This window comes from Streptomyces sp. NPDC045955 (genome assembly GCF_056430805.1).
The window spans coordinates 92,684-108,320 of record NZ_JBWKKY010000008.1; the positions used below are offsets into that span (position 1 = coordinate 92,684).

The window sequence follows — 15,637 nt, forward strand, 5'->3', positions numbered from 1 at the left end:
TTGCGACGGGGTGAGCGATCACCCTTTCGTGTGCTTTTCACCAAAGACCTCAAGGGAGTTGGAGACGGCGCCGACAAAGGATGCGTGAGTACCCTTGCGCACACCATGATGACCGCCGCCCGCTCCGCTGACTCCGGCCTCGCGAGCCCGGGCGAACTCGACCGATACCCCTTCGCGGAGGCCCCCGCCGTCGACCGCGTCGGTGCCCCTGCCTGGGACGGCGGGGACCCCGAGCTGGGCCGGGTGGGCAGGCGCGCCGCGGGCAGCCGCGGACGCGGGCTGCACGGCCAACTCGTCCAGCAGCTGGGTCAGATGATCGTCTCCGGCGACCTGGGCGCCGACCGCCCGCTGGTGCCCGAGGAGATCGGCCAGCGGTTCGAGGTCTCCCGCACCGTCGTCCGCGAGTCGCTCCGCGTCCTGGAGGCCAAAGGCCTGGTGAGCGCCCGCCCGAACGTCGGCACGCGAGTGCGCCCCGTCAGCGACTGGAACCTTCTCGATCCGGACATCATCGAGTGGCGGGCCTTCGGTCCGCAGCGCGACGACCAGCGGCGCGAGCTGAGCGAGCTGCGCTGGACGATCGAGCCGGTCGCCGCCCGCCTGGCCGCCGGGCACGGGCGCGAGGACGTCCAGCAGCGCCTGACGGACATGGTCGAGATCATGGGGCACGCGATGGCTCAGGGTGACGCGCTCACCTTCTCCCGTGCCGACTCCGAGTTCCACTCGCTGCTCATCCAGGTCGCCGGCAACCGCATGTTGGCGCACCTGTCCGGGATCGTGTCCGCGGCCCTCCAGGTCTCCGGAGGTCCGGTCACGGGCTGTGACCGGCCGAACGAGACGTCGCTGGCGCACCACGGCCGCATCTGCGACGCCCTCGCCGCCGGCGACGGAGCCGCGGCCGAGGCGGCGATGCGGCAACTCCTCACGGTCCATCCCGAGGTGGAACGCGTGGTGCCCGCTCCCCGCGAGCACTGACCGCGTTCCGCGGGCGGCGCGGCCGGGTGTGCCACCCCCCTCCTGTGGCAGTGCCCGTTCGGTGGCCCGCCTCCCGTCGGACCCCGCAGGATCACCAAGATCCTGCGGGGTCCGACGGCGCGAAGGGGCCGCATGATCCGCGGAGTGGCCGGGTAACAACCAGATGTGACCTGCTTTGCCCGTGTTTTATCTCTTTTGTGCGCTTACGGGGTGTGACTCGGGCCACGCGAATTGGGCGTAACGCTCGCGGGAAGAACGCGATGACCTAAGAGGTGACAGCCGCGGAGGGAATACGGACGCCGTTCACGGCGCTGTGAATCTTCCCGGCCCCCGCCCGCGCCGTCGGCCCACCCCCAAGCCGGCGGTCGGCTCCTGTCCACTGTGGACGGGGCCGGAAGCCGTTTTCCAACGTTCCGAGAGGTTGTTCGTGTCGGCCAGCACATCCCGTACGCTCCCGCCGGAGATCGCCGAGTCCGTCTCTGTCATGGCTCTCATTGAGCGGGGAAAGGCTGAGGGGCAGATCGCCGGCGATGACGTGCGTCGGGCCTTCGAAGCTGACCAGATTCCGGCCACTCAGTGGAAGAACGTACTGCGCAGCCTCAACCAGATCCTCGAGGAAGAGGGTGTGACGCTGATGGTCAGTGCCGCAGAGCCCAAGCGCACCCGAAAGAGCGTCGCAGCGAAGAGTCCCGCCAAGCGCACCGCCACCAAGACGGTCGCGGCCAAGGCGGTGACCACCACGAAGCCCACCGCCACCGCCACGCCGGCGGCGCCCGCCGCCGAGCCCGCCGCCGAGGAAGAGGCGCCGGCCAAGAAGGCAGCCGCCAAGAAGACGACCGCCAAGAAGGCGGCGGCGAAGAAGGCGCCCGCCAAGAAGACCGCGGCGAAGAAGACCAGCGCCAAGAAGGACGACGTCGAGCTTCTCGAAGAAGAGGTACTCGAGGAGGCTGCTCCCGGCAAGGCCGTCGAGGAGCCCGAGGGCACGGAGAACGCCGGCTTCGTGCTGTCCGACGAGGACGAGGACGACGCGCCGGCGCAGCAGGTCGCCGCCGCCGGTGCCACCGCCGACCCGGTCAAGGACTACCTCAAGCAGATCGGCAAGGTCCCCCTGCTCAACGCCGAGCAGGAGGTCGAGCTCGCCAAGCGCATCGAGGCCGGACTGTTCGCCGAGGACAAGCTGGCCAACGCCGACAAGCTCGCCCCGAAGCTCAAGCGCGAGCTGGAGATCATCGCCGAGGACGGCCGCCGCGCCAAGAACCACCTCCTGGAGGCCAACCTCCGTCTGGTGGTCTCCCTGGCCAAGCGCTACACCGGCCGCGGCATGCTCTTCCTGGACCTCATCCAGGAGGGCAACCTCGGTCTGATCCGCGCGGTCGAGAAGTTCGACTACACCAAGGGCTACAAGTTCTCCACGTACGCCACCTGGTGGATCCGTCAGGCGATCACCCGCGCCATGGCCGACCAGGCCCGCACCATCCGTATCCCGGTGCACATGGTCGAGGTCATCAACAAGCTCGCGCGTGTGCAGCGCCAGATGCTCCAGGACCTGGGCCGCGAGCCCACCCCGGAGGAGCTGGCCAAGGAGCTCGACATGACCCCCGAGAAGGTCATCGAGGTCCAGAAGTACGGCCGCGAGCCCATCTCGCTGCACACCCCGCTGGGCGAGGACGGCGACAGCGAGTTCGGTGACCTCATCGAGGACTCCGAGGCGGTCGTCCCGGCCGACGCGGTCAGCTTCACGCTGCTCCAGGAGCAGCTGCACTCCGTGCTCGACACCCTGTCCGAGCGCGAGGCGGGCGTGGTCTCGATGCGCTTCGGTCTCACCGACGGTCAGCCGAAGACCCTCGACGAGATCGGCAAGGTGTACGGCGTCACGCGTGAGCGGATCCGCCAGATCGAGTCCAAGACCATGTCGAAACTGCGTCACCCGTCGCGTTCGCAGGTGCTGCGCGACTACCTCGACTAGTCGTCGCGGTCGTACGACGCGGAAGGCCCGGTCCCCCGAGGGAACCGGGCCTTCTTCATGCCTCCGCGGGTGCGGGCTGCCACGGGCTGAATCACTCTGGGTGTATAGCCGACATCACGGAGTGAGGAGTGCGTATGCGTCGTCGCTTTGGACGGGCCCTGGCCGGATCGCTGGTCGTGGCAGCCGCGGTATCCGTCCTGTCAGTGAGCTCCAGTGCGCCTGTGGCCGCCGATAGGGTGGTCATAGGCGGATTCCCCGTCGACGCGTCGGAGAGCCCCTGGACGGTGGCCCTGTCCAGTCGTGACCGGTTCGGGGGTACGCGCGCGGGGCAGTTCTGCGGTGGCGCGGCGGTCGGCCGCACCACCGTGCTCACCGCGGCCCACTGCTTGGACGAGGAGGTCCTGGGCGGGCCGCCGGAGCGCGTATCCGACCTCAGGGTCATAGCCGGGCGCACAGACCTGCTCTCGGACCGCGGTGGCCGGGAGGTCGCGGTGCGGGAGACCTGGGTGAACCCGGCCTACGACGGTGTCTCCAACGTCGGGGACTTCGCCGTACTCACGCTGGCCGAGCCCCTCCCCGCCGACTCGGTCATCGACATGGCGGTCGCCGGTGACCCCGCGTACGCCGTGGGCGGGACCGCGACGGTGTACGGATGGGGCGACATCTCGGGTGCCGGGGACTACCCGAACAGCTTGCGGGCGGCACACGTGCGGGTGCTTCCCGACGCTCAATGTGAGGAGGCGTACCCGGGAGGTGCGAACGGCGTCTACGACGCCCGGAGCATGCTGTGCGCCGGAGAGACGAAGGGGGGCCGGGATGCCTGCCAGGGCGACAGCGGGGGCCCGCTGGTGGCCCAGGGGCGGTTGATCGGCCTCGTCTCCTGGGGGATCGGCTGCGGCCGGGCCGGCAGCCCCGGGGTGTACATGCGGGTGTCCGACATCGTCCGCACGCCCGGGTGGTCACGGGCGTGAAGCTGCACACCGGTCTGAAGCTCACTACGGGCCTGAAGCCGGCCACGGGCGTGACGGTGAAGCCGGTCCCGCGTGAAGGTCATGTGCACGTTCGGCTGAACGTGGGTGTGGAGAAGACGCGCGGCGTGTGCACAGGGGGACCTGCGCGGACGCGCGGGGACGAGGACGGGCGGCTGCCTCGATGGTGGAGGCAGCCGCCCGTTCACCGGCCTGTGCCGGGGCTGGCTCGTCGTCGGACGCGAGGTGTCAGCGCTCTTCTTCGGAGGCAGTCGTCGCGGGAGCGGACGTCAGCCGCTCCGTCTCGTCCTGTATCTCAGCGGCGATCTTCTTGAGTTCCGGCTCGAACTTGCGCCCGTGGTGGGCACAGAAGAGCAGTTCTCCGCCGCTGAGCAGGACGACGCGCAGGTACGCCTGGGCGCCGCAGCGGTCGCAGCGATCAGCGGCCGTCAACTGGCTCGCAGGGGTCAGAACAGTAGTCACGTCGCCTCTTCTCTAGCTCGACGAGCTGTCGTACCAGGGTCAACATCCAACCAGCCCCAAAACGTTCCCGCTCGTGGCTTTTCCTCGAAAAAATCTTTGCGAGGCGGCTGTCTGCTGCCGGTTGGCGGCGAATGTGCCGTATTGCGTGTCTATGTGTCTTACGGAGCTTCGCGTTGTATCGGTGGTCGGTCCTCCCGGCTGGGTTGCCGGTTGTTCATGAGGACGTGCCCGGAGCCTAAATGGTTCATGCCTGGAAGGGAACGTGATGTGTGCTTCACTCCAACGAGGGATCGAACAGGCATGCGAGTCTGGACTAGGGTGAGTTTCCGACGAGGGTGGCGTTACAACGGCTCTACCAGGCCTCGGTACCCTCTCACCGGTGACTGAAGCCGCGCCCTTACCCATGAGGGCCCCATCTGAAATTCAGCGAGGAGCGAACCGCGTGACCGCCGAAACGTCCGTGCCGTCCACAGCTCTGCTGGCAGGAGCAGACCGGGACGGTTCCAACTACACCGCGCGGCACCTGCTCGTCCTCGAGGGGCTCGAGGCCGTGCGGAAGCGCCCCGGAATGTATATCGGGTCGACCGACAGCCGTGGCCTGATGCACTGCCTCTGGGAGATCATCGACAACTCCGTCGACGAGGCCCTCGGCGGCTACTGCGACCACATCGAGGTCATCCTCCAGGACGACGGCTCGGTCGAGGTCCGGGACAACGGCCGGGGCATCCCGGTCGACGTCGAGCCCAAGACCGGCCTCTCCGGTGTCGAGGTCGTCATGACCAAGCTGCACGCCGGCGGCAAGTTCGGAGGCGGCTCCTACGCCGCCTCCGGCGGTCTGCACGGCGTCGGTGCCTCCGTGGTGAACGCCCTGTCCGCCCGTCTGGACGTCGAGGTGGACCGCGGTGGACACACCCACGCGATCAGCTTCCGGCGCGGTGCCCCCGGCGCCTTCGCCGGAAACGGCCCCGACGCCAAGTTCGAGGCCAAGGGCGGCCTGCGCAAGGCCAAGAAGATCCCCAAGAGCCGCACCGGCACGCGCGTGCGCTACTGGGCCGACCGCCAGATCTTCCTCAAGGACGCCAAGCTCTCCCTGGAGAACCTGCACCAGCGGGCTCGCCAGACGGCGTTCCTGGTGCCCGGCCTGACCATCGTCGTGCGCGACGAGTACGGGCTCGGCGAGGGCGGCAGCAAGGGCGAGGAGTCCTTCCGCTTCGACGGCGGGATCAGCGAGTTCTGCGAGTACCTGGCGAACGACAAGCCGGTCTGCGACGTCCTCCGCTTCTCCGGACAGGGCACTTTCAAGGAGACGGTCCCCGTCCTGGACGACCACGGCCAGATGACCCCCACCGAGGTCACCCGGGAACTCGGTGTCGACGTCGCGCTGCGCTGGGGCACCGGCTACGACACGACGCTCAGGTCGTTCGTCAACATCATCGCCACTCCCAAGGGCGGCACCCACGTCGCCGGCTTCGAGCAGGCCGTCGCCAAGACGATGAACGAGGTGCTGCGCACCAAGAAGCTCCTGCGCGTCGCCGAGGACGACATTGTCAAGGACGACGCCCTGGAGGGCCTGACCGCGGTTGTCACCGTGCGTCTCGCCGAGCCGCAGTTCGAGGGCCAGACCAAGGAGGTCCTCGGGACCTCGGCGGCCCGCCGCATCGTGAACAACGTGGTCAGCAAGGAGCTCAAGGCTTTCCTGACGTCCACGAAGCGGGACGCCGCCCAGCAGGCCCGTGTCGTGCTGGAGAAGGCCGTCGCCGCGGCCCGTACGCGCATCGCTGCCCGGCAGCACAAGGACGCCCAGCGCCGCAAGACGGCCTTGGAGTCCTCCTCACTGCCGGCCAAGCTCGCCGACTGCCGCAGTGACGACGTCGACCGCAGCGAGTTGTTCATCGTGGAGGGCGACTCCGCGCTCGGTACGGCGAAGCTCGCCCGGAACTCCGAGTTCCAGGCGCTGCTGCCGATCCGGGGCAAGATCCTCAACGTCCAGAAGTCGTCCGTGACGGACATGCTCAAGAACGCCGAGTGCGGTGCGATCATCCAGGTCATAGGAGCCGGATCGGGTCGGACCTTCGACATCGACACGGCCCGCTACGGCAAGATCATCATGATGACCGACGCCGACGTCGACGGCTCGCACATCCGCACTCTGCTCCTGACCCTGTTCCACCGCTACATGCGGCCGATGGTCGAGGCCGGCCGGGTCTTCGCGGCGGTGCCGCCGCTGCACCGCATCGAGATCGTCCAGCCGAAGAAGGGCCAGGACAAGTACATCTACACGTACTCGGACCGGGAGCTGCGCGACAAGCTCATGGAGCTCCAGAGCAAGGGCGTCCGCTACAAGGACTCGATCCAGCGCTACAAGGGTCTCGGCGAGATGGACGCCGACCAGCTGGCCGAGACGACCATGGACCCGCGCCACCGCACCCTGCGCCGGATCAACCTCTCCGACCTGGAGGCAGCCGAGCAGGTCTTCGATCTGCTGATGGGCAACGACGTCGCGCCGCGCAAGGAGTTCATCTCCAACTCGGCGGCGACGCTGGATCGGTCGCGCATCGACGCGTAGCCGCTGCGCCGGCCGTGGCGGGCATTGGCGGACACGGAGGCTGGGCGGGCTGGGCAGGTCCGGCCCGGCTCACTTTCCCTGGTACTCGTCGGGTCCTGCTCCGCCGGGAGGTCGGCGCGTGCTCTGTGCCATGCCTGGTGCGCCAACGGACCGGCTTGGACGACCCGGTCCGGATACAACCCGTCCGGATACAGCCCGGTCCGGATACGACCCGGTCCGGATACGACCCGGTCCGGCTACGACCCCGCCCGCCGGGCCGCCGTGCCTGAGCCGCTTCTCCACCCCTGGGTGGAGAAGCGCCCGGTCGGGGATCCACCCATGATTCCACCCGCACTCCGATCCCGTGACCTGGCGATTTCCGTAACGTCGAAGGCGTCGGCGGCACCGCTGCCGGCATCTCCTTCCTCGCTCACGGAGGTCATGATGTCCGGGCTCGTCGACACGCTGGTGATCGTGGTCGTGGCCATGCTGGTGATCGCCCGGCAGTTCCGCGCAACCCCCATCGACGGCGAGCGCCGCTGGTGGCTCCTGCCCGCAATCCTGGCCGTCGTCGCACTGCGCGAGCCCGGCATACTCGACGACCGTCACCCCACGGCCTCAGCGCTGCTGCTCGGCGCCGAACTGCTCGTCGGCCTGGCCACCGGGGCGGGCTGGGCCTGGACCACCCGCATATGGGTGGAGCCGGACGGCACCGTGTGGAGCAAGAGCAGCGGCGCGAGCGTCGCCGTGTGGCTCCTCGGAATCGGGCTGCGTGTCGGGCTCTTCGCGCTCGGCGCCGCGGTGGGCGTTCACCAGGACAGCTCCGCCCTCCTGCTGGGGCTCGCCGGCACCCTGCTCGTCCGGGCCGGAATCCTGGCCTGGCGCGGTCGGTTGCTGCATCCTGCCGTGGACGCGGGCCGGGCGTACGGTGACAGCACGTCTGCGCCTGCGGGGAAGGAGCGCGTGTGAAGGAGAACGCCTGGACACGCTGGCCTTCCCGGGAGGCGCTCAGCCGCGAGGGACTCTCACGCTCCCGGTGCCTGCTGGCCTGGACGGTGCGCGCTCTGGTCCTCGGTGTGCTGATGTGGGGGGCCTTTGCCGAGAGCGAGGCGCGTGGCTGGAAGGCGGTGGCCGGAGCCGGCGGGGTGCTCCTGGCGGCGCTGCTCGCCTGGGTGTTCTTCCGGACCACCCTCCAGCACCGGTTGTGGCCGTCGCTGGCCTCGCTCGCGCTGCTTCAGGGCGTCGCAGTCGCGGCCCATCTGTCGGGCTTCAAAGCCGCGGCCCTGGTCATGTGGTGTGGATGCGCCGTCTCGGCGCTGGAGCGGCTCCCACCGGCAGTCGCCCTCAGCGCAGCGGGCGTGGCGCTCGGTTCGTTCGGGGCCGTCAACAACGACGACCCGCTGACATCCGTGGTCACCGGCGTCGGACTCGCCCTGGCCGGATACACACTGCGCCTGGACGCCGAGGCCCGCGGCAGCGCCCAGCGGCTGCTCGCCCAGGAGCGGGCCGCCCGTGCGGCCGAGGCGGAGACTGCGGCGCTCTCGGAGCGGGCCCGCATAGCGCGGGAGATTCACGACGTGCTGGCGCACAGCCTGTCTGCCCAGCTCGTACACCTGGAGGCGGCCCGGCTGCTGATCGAGCGCGGTGGGGAGCGGGAGCAGGTTCTCGAACGGGTGGTGGCGGCACGGGAGATGGCGCGTGGCGGGCTCGCCGAGACACGGCAGGCGCTCTCCGCCCTGCGCGGGGAGCTGACCCCGTTGGAGGAGTTCCTGAACCAATTGGTGGGAACCACCGACGGCGCCGAGATCACCATCACGGGTGAACGCAGGGCGTTGCCGGCCGAGGCTTCGCAGGCGGTGCGCAGAGCGGCTCAGGAGGCTCTGACGAACGCCCGCAAGCATGCCCCGGGCGCCAAGGTACGCCTGCGACTCGACTACGACCCGCGTGAAGTGACCCTGGATGTGCGGGACTCGGGCGGCTCGCCGGGCGAGCTGACCGGGACGGGAGCCGGATACGGTCTGCTGGGCATGCGGGAGCGAGCAGAGCTGCTGGGCGGTTCGCTGGAGGCCGGGCCGGGTGAAGAGGGGTTCGTGGTGACGCTGAAGGTGCCGGTATGACGGATGAGGCCGAGCGGAAGACCGCTCGGGTGGTGGTCGCGGACGACCAGACCGTGGTGCGGGAAGGCATCGTGATGCTGCTCGGTCTGCTGCCCGGGATCGAGGTCGTCGGCGCGGCGGGGGACGGGGAGGAGGCGGTGCGACTCGTGACCGAAGTCGCCCCGGACGTGGTCCTGATGGACCTGCGGATGCCTCGCTGCGACGGGGTGGAGGCGACCCGCAGGATCCGCGCGGAGCACCCCGGTACACAGGTCGTGGTGCTCACGACGTACGCCGACGACGAATCGCTCTTCCCGGCACTGGCAGCGGGAGCGCGCGGCTATCTCACGAAGGATGCCGACGGAGACGAGATCGTGCGGGCGGTGCACAGCGTGCTGTCCGGCGACGCGGGGCTCGCGCCCAGCATTCAGAGGCGGCTGCTGGAGCGTCTGACGGAGACCGAGATGAGGACGGCCACGCCGCCCGAGGCGCCGGACGGGCTCACCGCGCGGGAGACGGAGGTGCTGCTGCTCATCGCCGAGGGGCTGAACAACGCGGAGATCGGCCGCAGGCTGCATGTCTCCACCGCGACCGTGAAGACCCACATCAACAACCTGTTCACCAAGACGGGGCTCAAGGACCGTGCACAGGCGGTGCGTTACGCGTACGGAAAGGGGCTGGTACGTCCCCCGGCGGGCTGAGTCACCTAATGGGGTGAAGAGCGAGGGGAAGAAGAGTCAGTGACCGTCCCGTTCTGTCCATCCTTGGGCATGCAGTCAAGCAAGGGCCGTCCCCGTAGAGACGGGGCTGGTCAGGAAAGTTCGGTCGAGCGACTCGACGGTGTCGGCCCGGCCGAGGAGGCCGGACACCTGAGGTACGACGATCCCTGGTACGACGCCCTCGCCTCCGGGTGGGGCGAGCCGGACGGCGCCGGGGTGCAGGCTTCGGTGGTGGTTCCATCGGCACGCGGGGAGGGCGAGACTGGGGTAGCGGCGGCCGATGTGTATCTGGAGGTGCAGCGCAGCGCGGCCTTCCAGGAGGTGCGGCGGCGGTACCGGAGGTTCGTGGTGCCGGCCTTCGTGGCGTTCTTCGCCTGGTACGTGGGTTACGTCGTGGCTGCCACGGCCGCGCCGGAGCTGATGGCCCGGCCCGTGGTGGGGGCGATGAACGTGGGGCTGGTGGCGGGGCTCGGGCAGTTCCTGACCACGTTCCTGTTCACCTGGGCCTACTCGCGGCACGCGCGGCTGCGCAGGGACCGGGCGGCGCTCGACCTGCGCTGGGACACACAGGAGCTGACGCGCGGCGTGAACGGTGGTGCCTCGTGACGGATGAACGCCAGACGCTGGCGCTGCTGCTGTTCAGCGGGTTCGTCGCGGTCACGCTGGCGATCACGACATGGGTGAGCCGTAGCCGGCGCGGTTCGGCGGAGGAGTTCTACGCGGGCGGGCGGCTCTTCTCACCCATGGAGAATGGTTTTGCCATCGCGGGTGACTACATGTCGGCCGCCTCCTTCCTCGGGGTCACCGGGCTCATCGCGCTGTTCGGCTACGACGGGCTGCTGTATGTCGTCGGCTTCCTCGTGGCCTGGCTGGTGGTGCTGTTCCTCGTGGCCGAACTGGTCCGCAACTGCGGTCGGTTCACGCTCGCCGACGTCGTGGCGGCGAGGATGCGGGAGCGGCCGGTACGGATCGCGGCGGGAACCTCCTCGGTCACCGTGTCCGTGCTGTATCTGGTGGCGCAGATGGTCGGCGCGGGCAGCCTGATGGCGCTGCTGCTCGGGGGCACGAGCGCGGCGGCGCGGGCCTGGACCGTCATCGGCGTCGGCGCGCTCATGGTGATCTATGTGTCGATGGGAGGGATGCGGGCGACGACCTGGATCCAGATCGTCAAGGCCGTCCTGCTGCTCGGCGGCACGATCGCGCTGACGGCGCTCGTCCTGGTGCGCTTCCACGGCGACCTGGACCGGCTGCTGCTCACGGCGGCCGAGCGCAGCGGTCACGGACAGGCGTTTCTGGCGCCGGGGCTGAAGTACGGCGGTGACTGGACCGCCCGTTTCGACTTCATCAGTCTGGGGCTGGCCCTGGTGCTGGGCACGGCGGGGCTGCCGCACATCCTGTCCCGGTTCTACACCGTGCCCACCGCGCGCGCCGCGCGCCGCTCGGTCGTCTGGGCCGTCGGGCTCATCGGCGGTTTCTACCTGATGACGATCGTGCTCGGGTTCGGCGCGGCCGCCATCGTGGGGCCGGACGCGGTACGCGGGTCGAACGCATCCGGGAACACGGCCGTTCCGCTGCTGGCGCTCGACCTGGGGGGTGGTGCGGGATCCACGGGTGGAACGGTTCTCTTCGCGGTGGTCGCCGCGGTCGCCTTCGCCACGATCCTCGCCGTGGTCGCCGGCATCACGCTCGCGTCCTCGGCGTCGGTCGCCCATGACCTGTACGCCTCCCTGCGGCGCGGGGGCCGCAAGCCCCGCAGCGAGGTGGCCGTGGCCCGGGTCGCGGCCGTCGGTGTCGGCGTCGCGGCGATCGCCCTCGGTCTGCTGGCGCAGGATCTCAACGTCGCGTTCCTGGTGGGCCTCGCCTTCGCTGTCGCGGCGTCGGCGAACCTCCCGGTGCTGCTCTACTCCCTGTTCTGGCGTGGCTTCACCACACGGGGTGCCGTGTGGGCCGTCTACGGCGGTCTGATCCCGGCCGTGGTGCTCGTCGCGCTGTCCCCGGTGGCCTCCGGAAGCCCCGACTCGCTGTTCCCGAACGTCGATATCCAGTACTTCCCCTTGCAGAACCCGGGCCTGGTCTCGATCCCGCTGGGCTTCCTCGCGGGCTGGCTGGGCACCGTCACCGCGGCGGAGGTGCCGGACGAGGCCAAGCACGCGGAGACAGAGGTGCGGTCGCTGACTGGGGCGGGAGCGGCGTAGGGGCGGTCCTGCCCGGTCGTGGGGCTACGGTGCCACCCACGCGTAGCGGTGTTCGGGCCGGCCCGTGTCGCCGTACTTGAGGGAGAGGCGCAGGCGGCCGGACTGCTCCAAGCGGCGCAGGTAGCGCTGGGCGGTGGAGCGGCTCAGTCCGGTCTCGGCGGCGACCTCGTGGGCGGAGAGCGGGTGGTCGGCGCGATGCAGGACGCGGCAGATCAGTTCCGTCGTCGGCTCCGAGTTCCCGCTCGGCAGCCCCGGCGACGCGAGGGCCGGGGTGGTGCGCAGGGCGCTGAAGATCCGGTCGACCTGTTCCTGGACGGCGACGCCGCGGCCGCCGCCGACCCGCTCGACGGTGCGGCGCAGGGCGGCGTAGGACTCCAGGCGGGTGTGCAGCGCAGCGAAAGTGAACGGTTTGACCAGGTAATGCAGGGCGCCCAGGCGCATGGCGGCCTGGATGGTCGCCACGTCGCCGTCCGCAGTGATCATGATGACGTCGGTGCCGTGCCCCTGTTCCCGCATGCGGTGGACGAGTTCGAGCCCCGTCCCGTCGGGGAGATAGTGGTCCAGCAGGACCAGATCGATCCCTCCGCGCTGCACCGCCGCCAGCGCCTGGGCAGCGCTGTGCGCGCGGGCCGCCACCCGGAAGCCGGGGACCCTTCCCACGTACTTCGCGTTGATCTCGGCGACACGGAAGTCGTCGTCCACGACCAGGACGTCAATCATCGGGCCTCTTTCCCTCAAGGCCATGCGGGCGTCAAGCCCTTGTTTCGGCTACGTTTTTGTATCCCGCGCAAAACGAGCACAACAGGCTCTTGCGAGCAAAAGAACGGTATGCGCTCACAAGACTGATGCCGCCTGCCGAGCCGGACCTACCGTCCCCGGCCATGAGCGCAGACAACAGCCCCGCCATTGAGCTGCGGGGCGCGAGCAAGACGTTCAGGACCCCGTCGGGCGGCCTGCACACGGCCGTCCGGGACCTGGATCTCACGGTCGGCCGTGGGGAGTTCGTCGCGGTCGTCGGCCCCACGGGCTGCGGTAAGTCGACCACGTTGACCCTGGTCAGCGGTCTGGAGGAGCCCACCGAGGGCGACGTGCTGGTCGCCGGGGAGCCGGTGCGCGGCGTCGGCGACAAGGTCGGCTTCGTCTTCCAGCAGGACGCCACCTTCCCCTGGCGTACGGTGCTGTCCAACGTGATGGCGGGACCGCGCTTCCGTGGCGTGCCCAAGACGGAGGCCAAGCGGAAGGCGCGCGACTGGCTGGCCCGGGTGGGCCTCGAGGCCTTCGAGGACCGCTACCCGCACCAGCTCTCCGGCGGCCAGCGCAAACGCGTCGCGCTCGCGGCGACCTTCGTCAACGACCCCGAGATCCTGCTCATGGACGAGCCGTTCTCGGCGCTCGACGTGCAGACCAGGGCGCTGATGTCGGACGAGCTGCTCGAACTGTGGGAAGGCACACGTGCCTCGGTCGTCTTCGTCACGCACGACCTGGAGGAGTCCATCGCGCTGGCCGACAAGGTCGTCGTGATGACCGCAGGTCCCGCGACCGTCAAGCAGGTCTTCACCATCGACCTGCCGCGGCCCCGCAAGGTCGAGGCGGTGCGGCTGGAGCCGCGGTTCATAGAGATCTACCGCGAGATCTGGGAGTCCCTCGGCGAAGAGGTGCGGATCACCCGCGAGAGGGGTGGCGCGCATGTCGCCTGAGCTCCTCAGCACACCGGTCGTGGAGACGGCCAAGGCACCGGACCGCGCCCACTCGCGGGCCCGGGCCGCACGCAAGCGGAAAGTCCTGATCAACCTCGTCCGGGCGCTCCTGCTGGTCGGAGTCCTCGGACTGTGGGAGGTGCTGTCCCGCGCCAAGGTCATCGACCCGTTCAACTTCTCCATGCCCTCGCAGATCTGGGACCAGATCTCCACCTGGGTCCTGCACGGGACGGCGCTCGGCTCGCTGGGCGAGCAGATCTGGTACACGCTCTACGAGGCACTGCTCGGCTGGGTCCTCGGTGTGGTCAGCGGCGTCGTGCTCGGCATCGCGCTGGGACGGATCGCCTTGCTCGCCGATGTTCTTGGTCCATACATCAAGGTGCTCAACTCGATTCCCAGGATCGTCCTCGCGCCGATCTTCGTGATCTGGTTCGGGCTCGGCCCGGCCTCCAAGGTCGCCTCGGCCGTCGTCCTGGTCTTCTTCCCGGTGTTCTTCAACGCCTTCCAGGGCGCCCGCGAGGTGGACCGGAACCTCGTCTCCAACGCCCGGATCCTGGGCGCGAGCGACCGCCGGGTGACCTTCCAGGTGGTCATCCCGTCCGCCACGTCCTGGATCTTCACCAGCCTCCACGTCAGCTTCGGCTTCGCTCTCATCGGCGCCATCGTCGGCGAGTACATCGGTGCCACCAAGGGCATCGGCCTGCTCGTCGCGCAGTCCCAGGGCACCTTCAACGCGGCCGGGGTCTACGCGGCGATGGTCATACTCGCCGTCGTCGCGCTGCTCGCCGAAGGGCTGCTCACCTTCGCCGAGCGCCGCATCTTCCGCTGGAAGCCCGCGGACTCCGAGCACTGACACCCACTCCGGACGCCCCCCCTTTTTCCTCCCTTCACAAGGACGTGAACCGCCATGCGCACCAACGCCCGATACGCCGCCCTGGCCGCCGTCGGCCTGCTCGCCCTGTCCTCGCTCACCGCCTGTGCCAATGACGCCGCCAGTACGGCGTCGACCGGCTCAGGGAGCGGAGGCGGTGGCAAGGGCGAGCACGTCAAGATCATGGTCGGCGGCCTGGACAAGGTCATCTATCTGCCCGCCATGCTCACCCAGCGGCTGGGTTACTTCGACGCGGAGGGACTCGACGTGCAGTTGCTGAGCGAGCCCGCCGGCGTCCAGGCCGAGACGGCGCTGGTCTCCGGCCAGGTCCAAGGGGCCGTCGGTTTCTACGACCACACCCTCGACCTCCAGACCAAGGGCAAGCAGGTCGAGTCGGTCGTGCAGTTCTCGCGCGCGCCGGGCGAGGTCGAGATCGTCTCCTCCAAGGCAGCGGGCGACATCACCTCGCCCAAAGACTTCAAGGGCAAGAAGCTCGGCATCACCGGCCTCGGTTCCTCGACCGACTTCCTCACCAAGTACCTCGCCGTCAAGAACGGCGTGAGTGTCAGCGACTTCACGCCGGTCGCCGTCGGTGCCGGCCCGACGTTCATCTCGGCGCTCCAGAAGGGCTCGATCGACGGCGGCATGACTACCGATCCGACGGTGGCGCAGGTCCTGGACAAGAAGGTGGGCAAAATCCTTCTCGACATGCGGACGCCGCAGGGGTCCCAGGAGGCGCTCGGGGGTCCGTATCCGTCGTCAAGTCTGTACATGCAGACGGACTGGGTGAACAGTCACAAGGCCACCGTCCAGAAGCTGGTCAACGCATTCGTCAAGACGCTCACGTGGATGTCCACGCACAGCGCGTCCCAGATCGCTGCCAGGATGCCGGCCGACTACTCGCAGGGCGACAAGGCCCTCTACGCACAGGCAATCAAGAGCACGCTGCCGATGTTCACCAAGGACGGCGTGATGCCCGCGGACGGGCCCGAGACGGTCGAGAAGGTACTCAAGGCGTTCAATCCCAACATCAAGAACGCCAAGATCGACCTGAATCGGACCTACACGACCGAGTTCGCGAAGAAGGCCACGGGCTGACAGCCGAAACGGCCTCAGACTGACAGG

Annotated in this window: 14 protein-coding genes; 12 read left to right on the forward strand and 2 right to left on the reverse strand. The window is 69.1% G+C overall.

The annotated features are described in order from the left end of the window. Window positions 1-84 precede the first annotated feature (84 nt). The 3 genes from AC07F0_RS18300 (at window position 85) to AC07F0_RS18310 (ending at window position 3,909) form a co-directional block, all read left to right on the forward strand. Window positions 85-972, forward strand: a complete 888-nt coding sequence (locus AC07F0_RS18300; RefSeq protein WP_478980016.1) for a FadR/GntR family transcriptional regulator — start codon at window positions 85-87, stop codon at window positions 970-972. A 427-nt stretch (window positions 973-1,399) separates the two neighbouring features. After that, window positions 1,400-2,938, forward strand: a complete 1,539-nt coding sequence (locus AC07F0_RS18305) for an RNA polymerase sigma factor (RefSeq protein WP_478980018.1) — start codon at window positions 1,400-1,402, stop codon at window positions 2,936-2,938. Between the two features lie 134 nt (window positions 2,939-3,072). Then, entirely contained in the window at window positions 3,073-3,909 is an 837-nt protein-coding gene (locus AC07F0_RS18310; protein WP_478980020.1) for a S1 family serine peptidase, read from the forward strand. Window positions 3,910-4,155: 246 nt separating this feature from the next. On the opposite strand, the gene AC07F0_RS18315 is transcribed toward AC07F0_RS18310, so the two are convergent. Beyond that, window positions 4,156-4,389, reverse strand: coding sequence for a DUF7455 domain-containing protein (locus tag AC07F0_RS18315; protein WP_356923528.1), 234 nt, complete (start codon window positions 4,387-4,389; stop codon window positions 4,156-4,158). Between the two features lie 442 nt (window positions 4,390-4,831). On the opposite strand from AC07F0_RS18315, the gene AC07F0_RS18320 reads away from it, so the two are divergent. The 6 genes from AC07F0_RS18320 to AC07F0_RS18345 all read left to right on the forward strand — a co-directional run bounded on the left by AC07F0_RS18320 (window position 4,832) and on the right by AC07F0_RS18345 (window position 11,944). Next, entirely contained in the window at window positions 4,832-6,955 is a 2,124-nt protein-coding gene (locus tag AC07F0_RS18320; protein ID WP_478980022.1) for a DNA gyrase/topoisomerase IV subunit B, read from the forward strand. A gap of 423 nt (window positions 6,956-7,378) precedes the next feature. Then, entirely contained in the window at window positions 7,379-7,903 is a 525-nt protein-coding gene (locus AC07F0_RS18325; RefSeq protein ID WP_478980024.1) for a DUF1453 domain-containing protein, read from the forward strand. After that, window positions 7,900-9,051, forward strand: a complete 1,152-nt coding sequence (locus tag AC07F0_RS18330; protein WP_478980026.1) for a sensor histidine kinase — start codon at window positions 7,900-7,902, stop codon at window positions 9,049-9,051. Before AC07F0_RS18325 ends, AC07F0_RS18330 begins: the two co-directional genes overlap by 4 nt. Beyond that, window positions 9,048-9,731: a response regulator transcription factor gene (locus AC07F0_RS18335; RefSeq protein ID WP_478980028.1), complete on the forward strand. Its 684-nt coding sequence runs from the start codon at window positions 9,048-9,050 to the stop codon at window positions 9,729-9,731. Before AC07F0_RS18330 ends, AC07F0_RS18335 begins: the two co-directional genes overlap by 4 nt. Window positions 9,732-9,800: 69 nt before the next feature. Continuing rightward, window positions 9,801-10,355: a DUF485 domain-containing protein gene (locus tag AC07F0_RS18340; RefSeq protein WP_478980030.1), complete on the forward strand. Its 555-nt coding sequence runs from the start codon at window positions 9,801-9,803 to the stop codon at window positions 10,353-10,355. After that, window positions 10,352-11,944, forward strand: coding sequence for a solute symporter family protein (locus AC07F0_RS18345; protein ID WP_478980032.1), 1,593 nt, complete (start codon window positions 10,352-10,354; stop codon window positions 11,942-11,944). The genes AC07F0_RS18340 and AC07F0_RS18345 overlap by 4 nt, the downstream gene beginning before the upstream one ends. A 24-nt stretch (window positions 11,945-11,968) precedes the next feature. Here AC07F0_RS18345 and AC07F0_RS18350 read toward each other — a convergent pair whose 3' ends face one another. After that, entirely contained in the window at window positions 11,969-12,664 is a 696-nt protein-coding gene (locus tag AC07F0_RS18350; RefSeq protein WP_478980034.1) for a response regulator, read from the reverse strand. Window positions 12,665-12,825: 161 nt separating this feature from the next. Here AC07F0_RS18350 and AC07F0_RS18355 point away from each other — a divergent pair, with 161 nt between their 5' ends. Genes AC07F0_RS18355 through AC07F0_RS18365 form a run of 3 tightly spaced genes read left to right on the forward strand, consistent with a single transcriptional unit; the run spans window position 12,826 to window position 15,610 of the window. Then, the gene (locus tag AC07F0_RS18355) at window positions 12,826-13,641 is read left to right on the forward strand and encodes an ABC transporter ATP-binding protein (protein ID WP_478980035.1); all 816 of its coding nucleotides are present in this window, start codon (window positions 12,826-12,828) and stop codon (window positions 13,639-13,641) included. Next, a complete protein-coding gene (locus AC07F0_RS18360) occupies window positions 13,631-14,494 on the forward strand; it encodes an ABC transporter permease (protein WP_478980037.1) in 864 nt (287 codons plus the stop codon). Before AC07F0_RS18355 ends, AC07F0_RS18360 begins: the two co-directional genes overlap by 11 nt. Window positions 14,495-14,548: 54 nt before the next feature. Beyond that, on the forward strand, window positions 14,549-15,610 hold the full coding sequence (locus tag AC07F0_RS18365) for an ABC transporter substrate-binding protein (RefSeq protein ID WP_478980039.1): 1,062 nt from the start codon (window positions 14,549-14,551) through the stop codon (window positions 15,608-15,610). Window positions 15,611-15,637: the final 27 nt, after the last annotated feature.

Bases quoted from the DNA above. Each gene is read 5' to 3' on its own strand.
- AC07F0_RS18335 (WP_478980028.1), top strand. From the start codon at position 9,048: ATGACGGATGAGGCCGAGCGGAAGACCGCTCGGGTGGTGGTCGCGGAC.
- AC07F0_RS18365 (WP_478980039.1), top strand. From the start codon at position 14,549: ATGCGCACCAACGCCCGATACGCCGCCCTGGCCGCCGTCGGCCTGCTC.
- AC07F0_RS18310 (WP_478980020.1), top strand. From the start codon at position 3,073: ATGCGTCGTCGCTTTGGACGGGCCCTGGCCGGATCGCTGGTCGTGGCA.
- AC07F0_RS18355 (WP_478980035.1), top strand. From the start codon at position 12,826: ATGAGCGCAGACAACAGCCCCGCCATTGAGCTGCGGGGCGCGAGCAAG.
- AC07F0_RS18340 (WP_478980030.1), top strand. From the start codon at position 9,801: ATGCAGTCAAGCAAGGGCCGTCCCCGTAGAGACGGGGCTGGTCAGGAA.
- AC07F0_RS18360 (WP_478980037.1), top strand. From the start codon at position 13,631: ATGTCGCCTGAGCTCCTCAGCACACCGGTCGTGGAGACGGCCAAGGCA.
- AC07F0_RS18350 (WP_478980034.1), bottom strand. From the start codon at position 12,664: ATGATTGACGTCCTGGTCGTGGACGACGACTTCCGTGTCGCCGAGATC.
- AC07F0_RS18325 (WP_478980024.1), top strand. From the start codon at position 7,379: ATGTCCGGGCTCGTCGACACGCTGGTGATCGTGGTCGTGGCCATGCTG.